The following is a 17,718-nucleotide window of genomic DNA, read 5'->3' as shown; positions in this document are numbered from 1 at the left end:
GGTCCGTACGGCGTACGGACCGGACCACGCCCCTGTTCGTTCCGGCTCCTCGGCGGATCAGGAGGCGAGGAGCAGCACCTTGCCGTTTTTGGTGCCGCTCTCCAGCGCCCGGTGCGCGTCGGCGGCCCGCTCCATCGGCAGTGTCTGGTCGACGATCGGCCGGACCCGCCCGTCCGCGATCAGCGGCCAGACATGTTCCCGAACCGCCGCGACGATGGACGCCTTCTCGGCCAGCGGGCGGGCGCGCAGCGAGGTCGCGGTGATGGCGGCGCGCTTGCTCAGCAGGGCGCCCAGATTGAGTTCGCCCTTCGTCCCGCCCTGGAGCCCGATCACCGCGAGCCGGCCGTTCACGGCCAGCGCCTTCACGTTCCGCTCCAGGTACTTGGCGCCGACGATGTCGAGGATGACATCGGCCCCGGCGCCGTCCGTGGCCGTGCGGATCTCCTCCACGAAGTCCTGCTCGCGGTAGTCGATCAGGATGTCGGCGCCCAGCTCGGCGCAGCGCGCCAGCTTGTCGGGGCCGCCCGCCGTGACCGCGACCCGCGCGCCCACGGCCTTGGCGAGCTGGATCGCCATCGTGCCGATCCCGCTGGCGCCGCCGTGCACCAGGACGGTCTCGCCGGGCCGCAGGTGCGACACCATGAAGACGTTGGACCAGACCGTGGCGGTGACCTCCGGCAGCGCCGCGGCGGCGGTCAGCTCCAGCCCCGCCGGTACGGGCAGGAGCTGCCCCGCCGGTACGGCGACCCGCTCGGCGTAGCCGCCGCCGGCCAGCAGCGCGCACACCTCGTCGCCGACGGCCCATCCGGCGACACCGGGCCCCAGCGCGACGATCCGGCCCGCGCACTCCAGACCCGGGTACGGGGAGGCGCCCGGCGGGGGATCGTAGAAGCCCTGACGCTGCAACAGATCGGCGCGGTTCACGGCGCTCGCCACCACCTCGACCAGCACCTCGCCGTCACCGGCTACTGGATCGGGCACCTCGGCCCATACGAGCGCGTCGGGGCCGCCGGGTTCCGGAATCGTGATCGCATGCATGGCCGCGAGGCTACTCCTGAGCACCCGGCCCGGAGGCCAGGTCGCCCCGGACACCGCTTCAGTTGGCGAGATCGGACTCCGCGGGGCTCGTGGCCCGGACAATGGTGATCAGCCGGTCGGTGAGCTGGAGCGGGCTCGCGGCCGGGTCGTCGTAACCGAGCAGCCGGTGCCCGCGCAGCACGCTCACCACCAGGTCGTCCGTCTCCCGTACGCTCCGCCCCACCTCGGCCTTTATCACCGGGCGTTCGATGAGGTCGAGTCCGCTGCCCTGCTGGATCAGATCCTCCATCACCGTGCCGGCGCTGGGGCTGAGCACCGAGAGGCCGAGCAGCCGGCCCGCCGCGCTCGCGCTGGTGATCACGGCGTCCGCGCCGGACTGCCGCAGCAGCGGCGCGTTCTCCTCCTCGCGGACCGCGGCGACGATCTTCGCGCCCCGGTTGAGCTGCCGCGCCGTCAGGGCCACCAGGACCGCCGTGTCGTCGCGCTGGGTGGCGATGACGATCTGGCGGGCGCGCTGGAGTTCGGCCCGCAGCAGTACGTCGCTGCGGGTGGCATCGCCGACGACCCCCACGAACCCCTCGGCGTTGGCCGCCTCGATCACCTTGTTCGACGGGTCGACGATGACGATCTGTTCCTTCTTCAGCCCGGTGGCGCGGAGGGTCTGTATCGCGGAGCGTCCCTTGGTGCCGTAGCCGACGATGACGGTGTGGTCGCGCAAGTTGGACCTCCAGCGGTTCAGCCGCCACTCCTCCCGGGTGCGCTCCGTGAGGACCTCAAGAGTGGTTCCGACCAGGATGATGAGAAAGCAGACCCGCAGCGGGGTCACGAGCAGGACGTTCACCAGCCGCGCGCTGTCGCTGTACGGGACGATATCGCCGTACCCCGTCGTGGAGAGCGTGACGGTGGCGTAGTAGACGGAGTCGAGGAAGTCGACGGACTCGTCCGCGTTGTCGTGGTAGCCCTCCCTGTCGATGTAGACGAGGAAGACCGTCAGCGCGAGGACGAAGAGCGCCATCAGCAGCCGTCGGCTGACCTGCCGGAGCGGCCGTACGGCAGTGCGGCGCGGCAGCTTCACCCGTGCGGCGACCAGATGCTCGTCCGCGCGCCTGGCCATCGCATCCTGGCCGGGAAGTTTCACGTGAAACACCCTCCGTCGACCGATGCCATGGCGTTCCACGGCAGGTCGAGCACTTCCAGATCGTCGCCCGGCCGCGCGCCACCGGGCTTCACCACCGCGAGCCCGTCCGCGGCGGCGATGCCGCGCAGCATGGCCGGACCGTTGAATCGCAACGGTACGAGCCCTTCGTCCCGGTGGACGAAGGGGACCAGCCGGGTGTCGGAGGGATGCCCGTGCACCGCGTCCCGTACCGGTACGTGGTACGGGGTCCGGGGAGCCCGCCCCGCCAGCCCGCAGAGCACCGGCTCGGCGAGCGTCAGCAGCCCGGAGACCGCCGCGAGCGGATTGCCGGGCAGCCCGATGAAGAGCCGGCCGGGCGCCCGCCGGGCCAGCACCATGGGATGGCCGGGGCGTACGGCGACCCCGTCCACCAGCAGTTCGGCGCCCGTCCGCCGCAGCACGGTGTGGACATGGTCGACCGGTCCCGCCGCCGTGCCGCCCGTGGTGATGACGAGGTCCGCCGTGGACGCGGAGACGGCGCGGTGCAGCGCCTCGGCGTCGTCGCCGAGGCGGCGGGTGGCGACGACCTCCGCGCCGAGGGCGCGCAGCCAGGGTGCGATCAGCGGGCCGAGGGCGTCGCGGATCAGTCCGTCGTGGGGGAGCCCCTCGGCGAGCAGTTCGTCGCCGAGGACCAGCACCTCGACGCGTGGGCGCGGGACGGTGGGCAGCTCGTCGTATCCGGCCGCCGCGGCGAGCCCGAGCACGGCGGGGGTGATCACATAGCCGGCGGGCAGTAGCTGCTCGCCGGAGCGGCACTCCTGGCCGCGCGGGCGGATGTCCTGGCCCTGGGTCACCGGGCGCTGGGCGTGCAGATGTCCGGCGGTGTCGGTACGGGCGTGCTCGCTGCGGATCACGGCGGTCGCCTCGGGCGGCACACGGGCGCCGGTGGCGATCCGTACCGCCGAACCGTCGGGGAGGGGCGCGGCCGTGGCGTGCCCGGCGAGCAGACCGGCGCCGTCGCCGCTGTCGCCGGTGGTGTCCTTCTGTACGGACCAGGGCCCCGGCCCGGCGACCGCCCAGCCGTCCATGGCGGAGGTGTCGAAGGACGGCAGGTCGGTCAGTGCGGCCAGCGGCTCGGCGAGCGCCAGGCCCAGGGCCTGGTCCAGGGGGGTCCGGCGGGCCCGCGCGGACGGCGCCGTATCCCCTGCCGGGCGCCCGGAGCGGGCCGCGAGCGCACGGGCGTCGGACCACGCCGTGGCGCGGTGCCGACGGGACGCGGCGGGATCCGGGCCGGACGCCCCGGCGCCCCGGCCGTCGGCGGAGCCGCCGCCCGTGGCGTGGGTGTGGCCGCCGCCGGTGGCATGGGCGTGGCTACCGCCGTGGCGGTGGCTGCCGCCCGGCCCCGCCGCGCCCCGGCCGACGAGGGCCAGCACGTCGTCGATCCCGTCGATCGCCTCGGTGCCGTCGGTCCTGTCGGTCCTGTCGGTCCTGTCGATCGCCTCGGTGCCGCGGGCCTCGTCGAGCCCACCGGCCCCTTCCGTGCCGTCGGTCCCGTCGCTGCCGTCGGCCCGGTCGACCTCGCGGTCATGGGCGGTCATTCTGCGTCGGCCCCCTTGGACCCCGTGGCGCCCCCGGTGGTGTCGCCGGTGGCGCCCCCGGTGGCCTTCGTCCCGGTCTCCGTCGCCGCCTCCGCCTCCGCCTCGGCGGCCCAGCGCAGGGCCAGCGTCCCGGCCTTGCGGGCGGCCTCCGCGACGGCTTCGGGCCCGGGGGGGGGGGCGGGCGCCGCCCCCCCCCGCCCCCCCCCCCCGCTGGCCGCGCGGGGCGGGGCGGGGGGCGGCGCGGCCCCCGGCGCGCGCCGCCGCGTACCCGACCAGGAAGGTCGTCAGCGGAGCGGCGGGCCGGGCGACGCCGTGCGCGGCATCGCGGGCGAGATCGAGAAGGGCGGTGGTGTCGACGTCCAGCTCGATGCCGAGTTCGTCCTTGACTGCGGTGATCCATTCGTCCAGCACGGTCCCATGCTCCCTGATCCGGGCCCGTGCCGTGGAGATGTCCTCCCAGGTGTCACAGTCGAAGGAGGCGAGGGGCCCCGCGTCGACCCGGGCGAGTTCGAGTTCCTGCGTGAGCAGCCGCAAGGGCAGCCCGGCGAGGCTGCCGTACTCGGTGGCGAGCAGGGCGATCTCACGGCGCAGCGGCTCGGCCCGGTACGCCGCGACCAGCGGCTGGTCCCGGCCGTCGGCGTCGGTGAGCAGCGCCGCCTCCGCACCGCTCCCGGTGAGCGTCCCGACCAGGCGGCGCACCGTCGGCCGGGAGAGGAACGGCAGGTCGGCGGAGAGGACGAGCACGGTCTCCGTACCGGTCGCCACGGAGCGCACCCCGGCGTCGAGCGCGGCAAGGGGCCCGCCGCCCGGCGGCTCCTCGCGCGCCCAGCGCACCGGGCGGGCCGTCGGCCGCCGGCCGCCCACGACCACCGTCTCGGCGGCCCCGTCGCAGGCGGCGAGCACCCGGTCGAGCAGCGCCCGGCCGCCGACCCGCAGGCCGGGCTTGTCGGCCCCGCCGAGCCGTCTGGCGGCGCCTCCGGCGAGCACGATGGCGTCATACGCGGTCATGGCTGCATTATGTGCCGTGGCCGCCGCCCGGGAGTACGCGCGGTCACGCGTTCTTCGGACCCGGCCCCGTCACAGCGTGCGCAGCAGCACCGCCGGTTGCTCGACGCAGTCCGCGACCCGGCGCAGGAAGCCGCCCGCCGTGCCGCCGTCGCAGACCCGGTGGTCGAAGGTGAGCGAGAGCTGGACGACCTGACGGACCGCCAGCTCCCCCTGGTGGACCCAGGGTTTGGGCACGATCCGTCCGATGCCGAGCATCGCCGCCTCGGGGTGGTTGAGGATCGGGGTGGAGCCGTCGACCCCGAACACCCCGTAGTTGTTGAGGGTGAAGGTGGATCCGGTCAGGTCCCTCGGCGTCAGGGTGCCGGTACGGCCCGCCTCCGTGAGCCGGGCGAACTCGGCGCTCAGCGACTCCGCGGAGCGGGTGTGCGCGTCCCGTACGACGGGGACGACCAGCCCGCGGTCGGTCTGCGCGGCGAAACCGAGATGCACCTCGGGCAGCCGCACGATCTCCCGGGCCGCCGTGTCCACCGTGGCGTTCAGCTCGGGGTGCCGGGCCAGGGCCGCCGTGCAGATCCGGGCGAAGAGCGCGATCAGCGAGATCTTTGGTCCGCCCGCCGCGTTCATCGCCGTACGGGCGGCCAGCAGCTCCGTGGCGTCCGCGTCGACCCAGCAGGTGGCGTCCGGGATCTCGCGGCGGCTGCGGACCAGCTTGTCCGCGACCGCCCCCCGTACGCCCCGCAGCGGCACCCTGGTGGCGCCGGGCGGCAGCGGGGAGACCTCCGGCGCGGGCCGCGCCGCCGTGGACGGCGCGGCTGCCGGGGCCGGTGCGCGGTGGGGCGGGGCGTCCGGGGCCGCCGTGGACGCGGCGACGCCTTCCCGTATCGCCTGCTCGACGTCGCACCGCAGGATCAGGCCGTCCCGGCCCGAGCCCGAGAGCGTCCGCAGATCGAGGTCGTGCTCGCGGGCGAGCCTTCGCACCAGCGGCGAGACGACCGCCACGGGACCCGCCGTCCCGTTCGCGGCGGAACCGGCAGGACCGGAAGGACCGGCAAGGCCGGCGGGAGGCGCCGTACGGAGCCCGTCCCCGGGCGGCCGGACCCGGCGCCTGCGGGCCACCGGCGCGCCCGTGCCGTACCCGACAAGCACATTGCCCGAACCGCCGGCCTCGGCCGGGGACGCGGAGGACGAGGCCCCGGAGGACGACGGGGACGGAGAGGGAGAGGGAGAGGGAGTCGGCGCGGACCCGGCCGCCGGAGCCTGAGCCGGGTCGGAAGCAGGACCGGAGCCCGGAACCGGGGCCTCGGGCGAAGGCGGGGCCGACGCGCCCACCGCGACGGTCAGCAGCGGCGCCCCGACCGGCAGCTCCGTGCCCTCCTCGCCGTAGCGGGCCGTCACCACGCCCCCGTACGGGCAGGGCACCTCGACCATCGCCTTGGCCGTCTCGACCTCGACGACCGGCTGATCGACGGCGACGACGTCCCCCACGGACACCAGCCAGTGGACGATCTCCGCCTCGGTCAGCCCTTCACCGAGGTCAGGCAGTTTGAATTCCAGCACCTGCGCCATCAGCTCTCCGTCTCCCACTGGAGCCGCGCGACCGCGTCCAGCACCCGGTCCACTCCCGGAAGATGGTGCCTCTCCAGCATGGGCGGCGGATAGGGAATGTCGAATCCGGCCACCCGCAGCACCGGCGCCTCCAGGTGGTGGAAGCAGCGCTCGGTGACCCGCGCGGCGATCTCGCCGCCCGGCCCGCCGAACCCGGTGGACTCGTGGACGACGACCGCCCGGCCCGTGCGGCGTACGGATTCCGCCACCGTCTCGTCGTCGAAGGGGACCAGCGAGCGCAGATCCACGACCTCCAGGTCCCAGCCCTCGGCGCGGGCCGCCTCCGCCGCTTCGAGACAGACGGGAAGCGAGGGGCCGTACGTGAGCAGCGTGGCACTGGAGCCCCGGCGCCGGACGACCGCGCGCCCGATCGGCCCGACCTCGGCCGGCGTCTCCGGCGACCACGCGGACTTCGACCAGTAGAGCCGCTTCGGCTCCAGGAAGACCACCGGGTCGTCGGAGGCGATGGCGGCCCGCAGCAGTCCGTACGCGTCCTCGACCGTCGCGGGGGTGACGACATGGAGGCCGGGGGTCGCCATGTAGTACGCCTCGGAGGAGTCGCTGTGGTGCTCGACCCCGCCGATCCCGCCGCCGTACGGCACCCGCACCGTGATCGGCAGCGGCATGGCGCCGCGCGTCCGGTTGCGCATCCGCGACACATGGCTGATGAGCTGTTCGAACGACGGATAGGCGAAGGCGTCGAACTGCATCTCCACGACCGGCCGCAGCCCGTACATCGCCATACCGACGGCCGTGCCCAGGATGCCCGCCTCGGCGAGCGGGGTGTCCGTGCAGCGCTCGTCCCCGAACTCCGCCGCGAGCCCGTCGGTGATCCGGAAGACCCCGCCGAGCGTGCCCACGTCCTCCCCGAGGACATGGACCGTCGGGTCCTCGGCCATCGCGTCCCGCAGCCCGCGCTGGAGCGCCAGCGCCATCGTGGCGGGCTTCGCCGCGACAGCCGCCTTCTCCGCCACTGCTCCGGTGCCGGTGCCTGTGCCGGTCATCGCGGATCACCCGCCCCTTCGGCGGACGGCTCGGCGGAAGCGGCCAGCTCGGCCCTGAGCTGGTCCTCCTGCTCCCGGAGCTGTGACGTCCGCTCCGCGAAGACATGCGCGAACAGGTCCATGGGGTCGAGCACCGGATCCGCGTTCATCCGCTCGCGCAGCCGCGCGGCCATCGCCTCCGCGGAGTCGGCGGCCTCCCTGACGCCGTCGTCGTCGAGCACCCCACGCTCCCTCAGCTCGTGCTCCAGCAGCCGCACCGGGTCGTGCGCGCGCCAGGCCTCCACCTCGTCGCCCTCGCGGTAGCGCGTCGCGTCGTCGGCGTTCGTATGGGCGTCGATGCGGTACGTCACGGCCTCGACCAGCGTGGGTCCCCCGCCGTGCCGGGCGCGCGCCAGCGCCTCGGTGAGCACCCGGTGCACCGCGACCGCGTCGTTCCCGTCGACCAGGCGGCCCGGCATGCCGTACCCGACGGCCTTGTGGGCCAGGGAGGGCGCGGCGGACTGCTTGGCGAGCGGTACGGAGATCGCGAAGCCGTTGTTCTGGACGAGGAAGACGACCGGGGCGCGCCACACGGCGGCGAAGTTCAGCGCCTCGTGGAAGTCGCCCTCGCTGGTGCCGCCGTCGCCGACCAGGGCGAGCGCGACGACGTCGTCGCCCCGGAGCCGGGCCGCGTGCGCCAGCCCCACCGCGTGCGGAAGCTGGGTGGCGAGCGGGGTGGAGAGCGGGGCGATCCGGTGCTCGTGCGGGTCGTACCCGGTGTGCCAGTCGCCGCGCAGCAGCGTCAGCGCCTGGACGGGGTCGAGTCCGCGCGCCACGGCGGCGAGCGTGTCGCGGTAGCTGGGGAAGAGCCAGTCCTGCTCGCTCAGGGCGAGCGCGGCGGCGACCTGGCACGCCTCCTGGCCGGTGCTCGACGGATAGACGGCGAGCCTGCCCTGCCTGGTCAGCGCCGTGGCCTGCGTGTTGAACCGGCGGCCTCGGACCAGCTCGGCGTAGAGCCGCAGCAGCAGCGCGGGGTCGGGCCCGGCGGCGGCGTCCGTTCCCAGTACGCGGTACGGCTCGGGGTCGGGGAGCAGCGGTGCGGGGTCGGTCCGCGGCTGCCAGGCGGGGGGCGGGGCGGGTGGACGGGCCGCGGCGGCGGGCAGTTCCTGGACCGGCGTGCTGCTCTTCTTCACGCGTGCACCTCCTCGTCGGGGCGAACGGGCGGAGCACCGGATCGCGGCGCCGCCTCCCTACCGATTGTTCGGTCGACGGGCCATTTTGGCTACACACGCCTCCAGCCTGTGGACAAACGGTTCTCCACAGCCTGGGATGGACGCAGGCCGTCCATGGCGGGGAGTCCGGGAGACAGGAGAGCTGAACAAATGGCCGACGGCACGGAACGGGCCCCCGCGCAGGAGCAGCCGCCGCGTCCGCTGGACGCCATCGACCGGGACATCCTGCGCATTCTCCAGACGGACGGCCGCGCCTCGATACGGTCGGTCGCCGAACGTGTCCATGTCTCCCGGGCCAACGCGTACGCGCGGATCAACCGGCTGATCGACGACCGGGTGATCCGCGGTTTCAGCGCCAGGGTCGACCATGAACGGGCCGGGCAGGGGGCTTCCGCGTACATCACGCTGAAGATTGTCCAGAACTCCTGGCGCACGGTGCGCGAGCAGCTCCAGGAGCTGCCGGGCGCCACCCATATCGCGCTGGTCAGCGGCGATTTCGACGTCCTGCTGCTGGTGCACGCCCCGGACAACAGGTCCCTGCGCGAACTGGTCCTGACCCGGCTCCAGTCGATCCCTGAGGTGCTCTCGACCCGCACGCTGCTGGTGTTCGAGGAGACGGACCTGGGTCCTGGCAGCATGCCGCCCCTCTGAGGCGCGGCTCCCGGCGGGCGCGCCGTGCCCCACGGACACGCGCCGCGACCGCCGGAGGGCGCGCGACCGGCCGTCAGGAGGTGCGCAGCCCGCCGAAGGCCAGCCGTACGACGGCGTCCGCGACCTGGTCGCGGTCGTAGCCGCCGGCCGCGTGCGGCCGGTACCACTCGACCAGCGAGTTGACCATGCCGAAGAGCAGCCGCGTGGCCAGCTTGGTGTCCAGGTCGGCCCGCAGGTCGCCCTCGGCCGCCGCCGCCTTCAGGAGACCGGCGACGCGCTGGTCGAACTCCCTGCGCCGCTCCATCGCCCAGCGTTCGGTCTGGGTGTTGCCCCTGACCCGCAGCAGCAGCGTCACATAGGGCAGCTCGGCCATCAGCACCTCGACCGTGCGCCGGGTGACGTACTCGACCCGGGCGACGGCCCGGCCCGTCGTCGCGCCGTCCTCCTCCAGGATGGAGAAGAGGCCGTCGAGGGCGCGGCTGACGGCCCGGCGCAGCAGCTCCTCCTTGCCGACGACATGGTGGTATATGGAGGACTTCGAGATCCCGGCCGCCTTGGAGAGATGCTCCATGGAGGTGCCGTCGTAGCCGCGTTCGTTGAAGACGCGGACGGCCACGGCCAGCAGCGTCTCGGGTGTGTAGGTGTCACGCTTGGCGGTGGTCATGAACGCCCCTGCTTCGCTTCGGTGTCGGCGCGGCGGCTCAGCGCCGTGGACGGGGCGTAACGGCCGCCGGGATACGTGCAGTCCAGGGCCCGCAGGAAGGACCGGACCCACCACGCCGTGAGCCGGTCGCACCACTCGCCGGGTCCGCCAGGGTAGTTCACGCCGAGTTCCATGGCGGTGTCGATGTCCCGCGCGCTCGCCACCCCGCGGGCGGCGGCGTCGCAGGCGAGGTCGATCAGCAGGGCCACGGTACGGCCGACGATCATGCCGGGGACGTCGTCGACGACGCTGACCCGCTTGCCGAGCCGCTGGAAGAGGCCGATGGCCGCGCGCAGGTCCCCGGGGTCGGCGTCGGCGCCGGGCGCGAGGGCGACGCGCGTGCAGGAGCGGTAGTCCAGCGCGAGGTCGAAGTGGATACGCGGCCCGGAGGTGTCGCTGGTGGCACTGGACCCGTCGGTGAGCCCCAGCGCCGTACCGCCCGGCAGGGTGAGGAAGCCTCCGGAGGCGTACGGGGTGCGGTCGCGGGTGACCTTGACGCCGGCTTCCTCGATCATCTCGCGCAGCACGGCGGCGGGCCCCAGATCCGCGTGCAGGCCGACCTCGTCCGGCGCCTCGTGAGGCTCCTCGGTGCGCGGTACGGGGGCGGCGGCGCCCTCGCCGTACGGGAACCAGCCGTGGCCCGTCTTGCGGCCGAGACGGCCCGATTCCACCAGCCTGCGCTGGGCGAGCGACGGGGTGAACTTCGGGTCGTGGAAGAAGGACTCCCACACGGAGCGGGTGACGGCCTCGTTGACGTCCTGGCCGATCAGATCGGTCAGCTCGAAGGGGCCCATCCGGAAGCCGCCGCACTCGCGGAGCACCGCGTCGACGGTGGCGGGGTCGGCGGCCCCCTCCTCGTACACCCGCAGCGCCTCCGCGTAGAAGGGGCGTGCCACGCGGTTGACGACGAAGCCCGGCGTATCGGAGCAACGCACCGGGGTCTTCCCCCAGGCCAGTACGGTCTCGTACGCGCGCGTCACGGCGTCAGGGGCGCTCGCGAAGCCGCTGACGACCTCCACGAGGGGCAGCAGGGGCGCCGGGTTGAAGAAGTGCGTCCCCACGAGGCGGCCCGGCAGGCGCAGCGCGCCCGCGACGGCCGTGACGGAGAGGGAGGAGGTGTTGGTGGCGAGCAGACAGTCGTCGGCGACGACGTCCTCCAGCGCCGCGAACAGCTCCTGTTTGACGGAGAACCGCTCCAGGACGGCCTCGACCACGAGCGCGGCGTCGGCCAGTTCGGCGAGGTCCGTCGCCGGGAGCAGCCGGGCCACCGCGGCGTCACGGGCCGCCGTGTCGAGCCGGCCCTTGGCGACCAGCCGGTCCAGCCGCCCGGTGAGGGTGGCGGCGGCCTCCTCGGCGCGGCCCGGCACGGCGTCGTAGAGCCGTACGGGGTGGCCGGCGACCAGCGCCACCTGGGCTATCCCCTGACCCATCGTGCCGGTGCCCGCGACCGCGACGACGCGGCCCGGCTCGATTGCTGTCATGGCCGCAATCCTCCCGTATCGGTGGGGCGGGCGGCGCCGGGGAGGCGTCCGCTGTCCGCCGCTTCGTCGTCGGTTGTCCACAGGATCGCCCGGATCCCCTTGTCCCGACCGATCGTTCGGTTACTCTAACTCTGTCGGCCGGTCCCTGTCCCTGCCTTTGTTCTCCGCCCCGGATCCCCGCCCCCGCACGTCCTCGCACATCCGATGAACTCGATGAGGAGTTGGTCCACGATGGCCGCCCAGCTCAGCCCCCAGCAGCTCGCCGAGAAGCACCGGCCCACACTCGACCGGGCCCTCGGGACGATCGGGTCCCGCGGCTACTGGTCCCCGCACCCCGAGCACCCCAAGGCGTACGGGGAGAGCGCGCCCGCCGACGGGCTCGCCGCCTTCCAGGCGCTGCGCGGGACCCGCTTCGAGCTGGACCAGCCGGGTACGGACGGCTGGACCGGCGGCGAGGTCTCGCCCTACGGGCCGGCCCTGGAGATCGAGTACCCGCACGCGGACCCGGACGTCCTGCTGCCCGCCCTGCGCGCGGGCATGGGCGCGTGGCGCGCGGCGGGCCCCGAGACCCGCGCCCTGGTCTGTCTGGAGATCCTGGCGCGGATCAGCGCGCGGACCCACGAGTTCGCGCACGCGGTGATGCACACGAGCGGCCAGGCGTTCACGATGGCGTTCCAGGCGGGCGGCCCGCACGCCCAGGACCGCGGTCTGGAGGCGGTGGCGTACGCGTACCAGGAACAGACGCGGACGCCCGCCTCGGCCGAGTGGTCCAAGCCGCAGGGCAAGCGCGACCCGCTGGAGCTGCGGAAAACCTTCACCGCCGTGCCGCGCGGGGTCGCCCTGCTGATCGGCTGCAACACCTTCCCCACGTGGAACGGCTACCCGGGGCTCTTCGCCTCCCTGGCCACCGGCAACCCGGTCCTGGTCAAGCCGCATCCGCGGGCGGTGCTGCCGCTCGCGCTGACGGTCCGGGTGGCCCGCGAGGTGCTGGCCGAGGCGGGCTTCGACCCGAATCTGGTGGCGCTGGCGGTGGAGCGGCCCGGCGAGGGGATCGCCAAGTCCCTGGCCGTCCGCCCCGAGGTCCGGATCATCGACTACACGGGGTCGACCGCCTTCGGCGACTGGCTGGAGACCCATGCGCGCCAGGCGCAGGTGTACACGGAGAAGGCGGGCGTCAACACGGTCCTCGTGGACTCCACGGACGACTACAAGGGCATGCTCTCGAACCTCGCCTTCTCGCTGTCGCTCTACAGCGGCCAGATGTGCACGACGCCGCAGAACCTGCTGATCCCCCGGGACGGCATCACGACGGACGCGGGCGAGAAGGCGTACGACGAGGTGGTGGCCGATCTGGCGGCCTCGGTGGCCGGGCTGCTGGGCGACGACACCCGGGCCAACGCCCTGCTGGGCGCGCTGGTCAACCCCGGGGTGAAGGCCCGGCTGGAGGCGGCCGGCGGCCTCGGGGACGTGGCGCTCGCCTCGCGGGAGATCGCCCACCCGGACTTCCCCGACGCGGTGGTCCGTACGCCCGCGATCGTGAAGGCCGACGGCGCCCGCAAGGTCTGGGAGAGGGCGTGGGACGGCGGCGAGGAGGTGCCGTACCTCACCGAGTGCTTCGGTCCCGTGTCGTTCGCGGTCGCCGTGGACTCGACGGAGGACGCGCTGGAGCTGCTGCGGCGCACGGTGCGCCATCAGGGCGCGATGACGGTCGGCGCGTACACGTCGTCCCCGGAGACGGAGCGGGCGGTCGAGGAGGTCTGCCTGGAGGAGTCCGCGCAGCTCTCGCTCAACCTCACGGGCGGGGTGTACGTGAACCAGACGGCGGCGTTCTCGGACTTCCACGGTTCGGGCGGCAACCCGGCGGCGAACGCGGCGCTGTGCGACGCGGCCTTCGTGGCCAACCGCTTCCGCACGGTGGAGGTGCGCCGCCCGTCCTGAGCGGGAACCCGCGCCCGCGCCCGGGCCCGGCCGGTTCGGGGGAGCCCCCGTCCGCCGGGCCCGTCAGGACGCCGGGCCCGTCAAGGAGCGGGGATCGTCAAGGCGCCGGGATCCGCGCGTACCGCTGGATCCAGGCGTGCATGGCGATGGCCGCCGCGGCTCCGGCGTTGATGGAGCGCGTCGAGCCGAACTGGGCGATCGAGCAGACCATCGTGGCGTGTGCACGGGCCTCCTCGGTCAGACCGGGGCCCTCCTGCCCGAAGAGGAGCACGCAGCGGCGCGGCAGCTCGGTGCGCTCCAGCGCGACGGCGCCCGGCAGATTGTCGATCCCGATGATCGGCAGCCCTTCGGCCGCCGCCCAGGCCGTCAGCTCCTCCGTGCCGGGGTGGTGGCGCACATGCTGGTACCGGTCGGTGACCATGGCGCCGCGCCGGTTCCAGCGCCGCCGGCCGACGATGTGGATCTCCTTGGCGAGAAAGGCGTTGGCGGTGCGGACCACGGAGCCGATGTTGAAGTCGTGGCTCCAGTTCTCCACCGCGACATGGAAGTCGTGGCGCCGGGTGTCGAGGTCGGCGACGATCGCCTCGCGCGTCCAGTACCGGTACTGGTCGGACACGTTGCGGCGGTCCCCGGCCGCCAGCAGCTCCGGGTCGTACCGCTCGCCCCGCGGCCAGGGCCCGGGATGCGGTCCGACACCGACCGGGGGTCCGTAGCCTTCGTCGTACTGGACCGGCTCCAGGCCCTCGTCCGATGTCTCGCTGATCACCTACACGAGGGTACGTGGCTGCTCGGGGCTCTCCTGCCGCTGTCCGGGCACCGCCTCCCCGGCGAGCGGGCGGACGCGGCCCGGCAGCCGGTCGCGCAGCCGCTCCCGCACCCCGGTGACCCGGCCGCCGAGCCAGAGCAGGAAGACCGTCGGGAGGAACACGGCGTCGGCGGCGATCATGGCGAGCGAGAAGAACGGCAGCCCGAGCAGGACGGCGATCCCCGCGTGCTCCAGCATCATCGCGACGAGCAGGACGTTCTTGACGCGCCGGTTGAAGAGCGTGAAGGGGAAGGCGACCTGCACGACGACCGTGCCGTACGTCAGCGCCATCACGATGAGCGAGCTGGACGCGAAGAGGTCGGAGAGCGCGGGCCAGGGCGCGAAGTAGTCCAGCTTGAGCGGGTAGTACAGCGCGGTGCCGTCCTGCCAGCGCGACCCCTGGATCTTGTACCAGCCGGCGGTCGCGTAGATGAGGCAGACCTCGGCCATGATGACGGCGAGCGCGGCGTTGTGGATCAGATTGGCCAGCACGTCCAGCAGGGCGCGCGGCTCGCCGAGGGGAGCGCGGCGGTTCACGGCCCACCAGAGCCCCTGAGCGGCCCAGGCGCCCCAGAAGAGGGCCAGCAGCCAGTTCTCGATCTGGACCCGGTCGGTGAGGGTGCCGATGAGGAGGACCGTGCCGGTGACGGTCCAGAGGACGGGGCCGACCCGGTCCCGTACGGCCGGACCGGCGTCGCCCGCCGCGCCCGCCGTCTTCGCCGTACGCGCGGCGCGCCGGGCGTCGAGCGACCAGACCTGTCCGCAGCGCGTCAGGACCAGATAGATCGCCATGAGGTGGATGACGTTGTCGCCGCCGTCCCCCATGAAGATGCTGCGGTTCTGGAGCGACAGCACCCCGAACATGAAGAGCACGGACATGGTGCGGGTGCGCCAGCCGACCACGAGCAGCGCGCTGGAGAGGACGGCGACGGCGAAGACGAGCTCGAACCAGAGCGCGCCGTCCGACCACATCAGCGCGGAGAAGGCGTTGTTCTTCGCGATGAGCCGCTGGGCCATGTCCCAGCTCCAGGGCCCCTCGGGGCCGTACAGCTCATGGCGGTGGGGCACCTCGCGGAGCAGGAAGAGCAGCCAGGTACCGGCGAAGCCGATCCGTATGACGGCGCTCTGGTAGGGGCCGAGGGCCGCGGAGGTGACCTTGTGGAGCGCGCCGGCCGCCCACTGGTCGAGGGGGCGCGCCGTACGCGCGGGCGCGGCGGGCGCCGGGGCGTGCCGCGGAGCGGGGAGCGGGCCCTGCACCGGCGTGGCGGGCCGGCCGGCCGGCGGCGGTACGTGCTGACGCTCCCGAGCGGCCGGAGCGGGCCGCTCGGACGGTACGGGCCGCTCGGCCTGGTCACGCTGTTGGGCCTGGTCGCGCTGTTCGGCCGGATCACGCTGTTCGGGCTGTTCGGGCTGTTCGCTCACCGGTGCGCCTCCGCACGGCCGTTCCGTACGCCGCCGGGAAGGTCGGTGGCGTCCACCGTCCACCAGGGGTAGACCCGGTAGGACGGGCGCGTGCTGATCTTCTCGGTGCTCCAGGGCGGCGAGGAGACCGCCGTGGTGGCCGACCTGACCTGGATGCGCACCACCGGCCCGCCCAGATCGTGGTCGGCCAGCCGCAGCATCACGATCCGGCGGATGTAGCTCTCGGAGAGCTGGCCGCGCAGCCCGTTCGGGCGGTTCTGATCATCATGCGATCCGACGAAGAAGTCCCAGCCCCTGCGCAGCTCGTTCTGGTCGACATGGCTGGGCAGGACATTGCCCTGGATCGCGGCGCCGTCCTCGGCGGAGAGGTCGATCCACGCGCTGGTCCTGCGCGCGGAACCGCCGGCCTCGGTTTCGGCGCGCACCTCGACGGCGATGTTCTGCTGGAGCGGATTGGGGGCGAAGAGCTTCCAGTTCTGCTCGAACTCGGGGTAGACCCAGCCGTCGACGGCCTTGCCGTACTGCTTGGTGAGCGTGTTGGACGGCGCGACGTGGAGGAACACCATCGCGACATGCCCGCAGGCCAGCAGCCCGATGACCGCGAGTGAGACGGCGGCCACCACCTGGTAGCGGAAGGAGAGGCCGGATATCCCGACCCCGGGTGGCGGACCGGCTTTCCCGCCCTGGTCGTCGTACGAATCCATCCCGCCCCGATCCCCGTCGTACTCCGGTCAGTTATCCACAGGGTTGACACCCTACGGGCCGCCGACTCACCATTGAAGTCCATGAACCGAACGATCGGTCGGTAGGGGGTCCGGATGACGGCAGTGTCCACGGGGACCGCGGGGACAGCCGAGGAGGCGACGATGACAAGGACGGCGGAGTCCTTCGAGGCGGCGTTCGACGCGGCCGTGGCCGCCGACGAGCGCATCGAGCCACGCGACTGGATGCCCGAGGCGTACCGCGCGTCGCTGGTCCGCCAGATGGCCCAGCACGCCCACTCCGAAATCATCGGCATGCAGCCGGAGGCCAACTGGATCACCCGCGCGCCCTCGCTGCGCCGCAAGGCGATCCTGATGGCCAAGGTCCAGGACGAGGCGGGACACGGCCTGTATCTCTACAGCGCGGCCGAGACGCTGGGCACCGGCCGTGACGAGCTGCTGGACAGGCTCCACAGCGGCCGCCAGAAGTACTCGTCGATCTTCAACTACCCGACGCTGACCTGGGCGGACGTCGGCGCGATCGGCTGGCTGGTGGACGGAGCGGCGATCACGAACCAGGTCCCGCTGTGCCGCTGCTCCTACGGTCCCTACGCCCGCGCGATGGTCAGGATCTGCAAGGAGGAGTCCTTCCACCAGCGCCAGGGGTACGAGCTGCTGCTGGCCCTGAGCAACGGGACACCCGCGCAGCACGCCATGGCGCAGGACGCGGTGGACCGCTGGTGGTGGCCGTCGCTGATGATGTTCGGCCCGCCGGACGACGAGTCCGCGCACTCCGCGCGGTCCATGGCCTGGAAGATCAAGCGGCACTCCAACGACGAGCTGCGGCAGCGCTTCGTCGACATCTGCGTCCCGCAGGCCGAGGCCCTGGGCCTGACGCTCCCCGACCCGGACCTCCGGTGGAACGAGGAGCGGGGGCGGCACGACTTCGGGGCGATCGACTGGACGGAGTTCCACGAGGTGCTGAAGGGCAACGGACCGTGCAACGAGGAGCGGATCACCCAGCGCCGCAGGGCCCACGAGGAGGGCGCGTGGGTACGGGAGGCCGCGGCGGCGTACGCGGAGAAGCACCGCCCCGGGGCGGTACGGACGGAGGCGACGGCATGAGCGGTACGGCCGACTGGCCCCTGTGGGAGGTCTTCGTGCGCTCCCGCCGCGGGCTCGCGCACACCCACGCGGGCAGCCTGCACGCCCCGGACGCCGAGATGGCCCTGCGCAACGCGCGGGACCTCTACACCCGGCGCGGCGAGGGCGTCTCGATCTGGGTGGTGGAGTCCGCGGCGGTCACGGCCTCCTCCCCGGACGAGAAGGACCCGTTCTTCGCCTCCTCCGCCGACAAGCCCTACCGGCACCCGACCTTCTACGAGATCCCCGAGGGGGTGAAGCACCTGTGACCGGCGTACCGGCGACGGCCGGCA

15 protein-coding genes and 1 pseudogene are annotated in these 17,718 nt (G+C 73.3%); 4 read left to right on the top strand and 12 right to left on the bottom strand.

Translation table 11 applies throughout. The annotated features are described in order from the left end of the window. Positions 1-57: 57 nt before the first annotated feature. The 7 genes and pseudogenes from ACFXPK_RS22500 to pdhA form a co-directional block, all read right to left on the bottom strand. Positions 58-1,038: an NAD(P)H-quinone oxidoreductase gene (locus ACFXPK_RS22500; RefSeq protein WP_385077995.1), complete on the bottom strand. Its 981-nt coding sequence runs from the start codon at positions 1,036-1,038 to the stop codon at positions 58-60. 58 nt (positions 1,039-1,096) lie between these two features. Then, entirely contained in the window at positions 1,097-2,152 is a 1,056-nt protein-coding gene (locus ACFXPK_RS22495) for a potassium channel family protein (protein WP_385007721.1), read from the bottom strand. 20 nt (positions 2,153-2,172) lie between these two features. Continuing rightward, positions 2,173-3,753, bottom strand: a complete 1,581-nt coding sequence (locus tag ACFXPK_RS22490) for a molybdopterin molybdotransferase MoeA (RefSeq protein WP_385078003.1) — start codon at positions 3,751-3,753, stop codon at positions 2,173-2,175. A gap of 297 nt (positions 3,754-4,050) precedes the next feature. Beyond that, positions 4,051-4,761, bottom strand: a pseudogene (locus tag ACFXPK_RS22485) (NTP transferase domain-containing protein); the annotation flags it as partial. A 69-nt stretch (positions 4,762-4,830) separates the two neighbouring features. Further along, positions 4,831-6,327 carry a dihydrolipoamide acetyltransferase family protein gene (locus tag ACFXPK_RS22480; protein ID WP_385077993.1) on the bottom strand — a complete coding sequence of 499 codons (1,497 nt, stop codon included), beginning with the start codon at positions 6,325-6,327 and terminating at the stop codon, positions 4,831-4,833. Next, on the bottom strand, positions 6,327-7,370 hold the full coding sequence (locus ACFXPK_RS22475) for an alpha-ketoacid dehydrogenase subunit beta (protein ID WP_385000652.1): 1,044 nt from the start codon (positions 7,368-7,370) through the stop codon (positions 6,327-6,329). Before ACFXPK_RS22475 ends, ACFXPK_RS22480 begins: the two co-directional genes overlap by 1 nt. Continuing rightward, positions 7,367-8,542, bottom strand: a complete 1,176-nt coding sequence (pdhA, locus tag ACFXPK_RS22470; protein WP_385077990.1) for a pyruvate dehydrogenase (acetyl-transferring) E1 component subunit alpha — start codon at positions 8,540-8,542, stop codon at positions 7,367-7,369. Before pdhA ends, ACFXPK_RS22475 begins: the two co-directional genes overlap by 4 nt. Positions 8,543-8,731: 189 nt before the next feature. On the opposite strand from pdhA, the gene ACFXPK_RS22465 reads away from it, so the two are divergent. Then, a complete protein-coding gene (locus ACFXPK_RS22465) occupies positions 8,732-9,232 on the top strand; it encodes an Lrp/AsnC family transcriptional regulator (RefSeq protein ID WP_385077986.1) in 501 nt (166 codons plus the stop codon). A gap of 73 nt (positions 9,233-9,305) precedes the next feature. On the opposite strand, the gene ACFXPK_RS22460 is transcribed toward ACFXPK_RS22465, so the two are convergent. Both ACFXPK_RS22460 and ACFXPK_RS22455 read right to left on the bottom strand, forming a co-directional pair. Further along, complete coding sequence (locus tag ACFXPK_RS22460) at positions 9,306-9,896, bottom strand: TetR/AcrR family transcriptional regulator (protein ID WP_385000643.1); 591 nt, start codon at positions 9,894-9,896, stop codon at positions 9,306-9,308. Then, the gene (locus ACFXPK_RS22455) at positions 9,893-11,416 is read right to left on the bottom strand and encodes a 3-hydroxyacyl-CoA dehydrogenase (protein WP_385077984.1); all 1,524 of its coding nucleotides are present in this window, start codon (positions 11,414-11,416) and stop codon (positions 9,893-9,895) included. Before ACFXPK_RS22455 ends, ACFXPK_RS22460 begins: the two co-directional genes overlap by 4 nt. Before the next feature lie 231 nt (positions 11,417-11,647). On the opposite strand from ACFXPK_RS22455, the gene paaN reads away from it, so the two are divergent. Then, on the top strand, positions 11,648-13,354 hold the full coding sequence (gene paaN / locus ACFXPK_RS22450) for a phenylacetic acid degradation protein PaaN (RefSeq protein WP_385078001.1): 1,707 nt from the start codon (positions 11,648-11,650) through the stop codon (positions 13,352-13,354). A gap of 97 nt (positions 13,355-13,451) precedes the next feature. Here the strand turns inward: paaN and ACFXPK_RS22445 are convergent, their stop codons facing one another. The 3 genes from ACFXPK_RS22445 to ACFXPK_RS22435 form a co-directional block, all read right to left on the bottom strand. Further along, positions 13,452-14,120 (bottom strand): TrmH family RNA methyltransferase, encoded by a 669-nt coding sequence (locus tag ACFXPK_RS22445; RefSeq protein WP_385000637.1) that lies wholly within the window; start codon positions 14,118-14,120, stop codon positions 13,452-13,454. Beyond that, positions 14,121-15,416, bottom strand: coding sequence for an HTTM domain-containing protein (locus tag ACFXPK_RS22440; RefSeq protein ID WP_385077998.1), 1,296 nt, complete (start codon positions 15,414-15,416; stop codon positions 14,121-14,123). 161 nt (positions 15,417-15,577) lie between these two features. Then, positions 15,578-16,285, bottom strand: a complete 708-nt coding sequence (locus tag ACFXPK_RS22435; RefSeq protein WP_385077981.1) for a DUF5819 family protein — start codon at positions 16,283-16,285, stop codon at positions 15,578-15,580. A gap of 162 nt (positions 16,286-16,447) precedes the next feature. On the opposite strand from ACFXPK_RS22435, the gene paaA reads away from it, so the two are divergent. After that, positions 16,448-17,407, top strand: coding sequence for a 1,2-phenylacetyl-CoA epoxidase subunit PaaA (paaA, locus tag ACFXPK_RS22430; RefSeq protein WP_385000631.1), 960 nt, complete (start codon positions 16,448-16,450; stop codon positions 17,405-17,407). Continuing rightward, complete coding sequence (paaB, locus tag ACFXPK_RS22425; RefSeq protein WP_385077978.1) at positions 17,404-17,694, top strand: 1,2-phenylacetyl-CoA epoxidase subunit PaaB; 291 nt, start codon at positions 17,404-17,406, stop codon at positions 17,692-17,694. Before paaA ends, paaB begins: the two co-directional genes overlap by 4 nt. Positions 17,695-17,718: the final 24 nt, after the last annotated feature.

Origin of the sequence: Streptomyces sp. NPDC059142 (assembly GCF_042755665.1) — a bacterium.
GTDB lineage: Bacteria > Actinomycetota > Actinomycetes > Streptomycetales > Streptomycetaceae > Streptomyces.
Note: the sequence above shows the minus strand (reverse complement) of the source record. Positions and strands in the feature narration are given on the sequence as shown.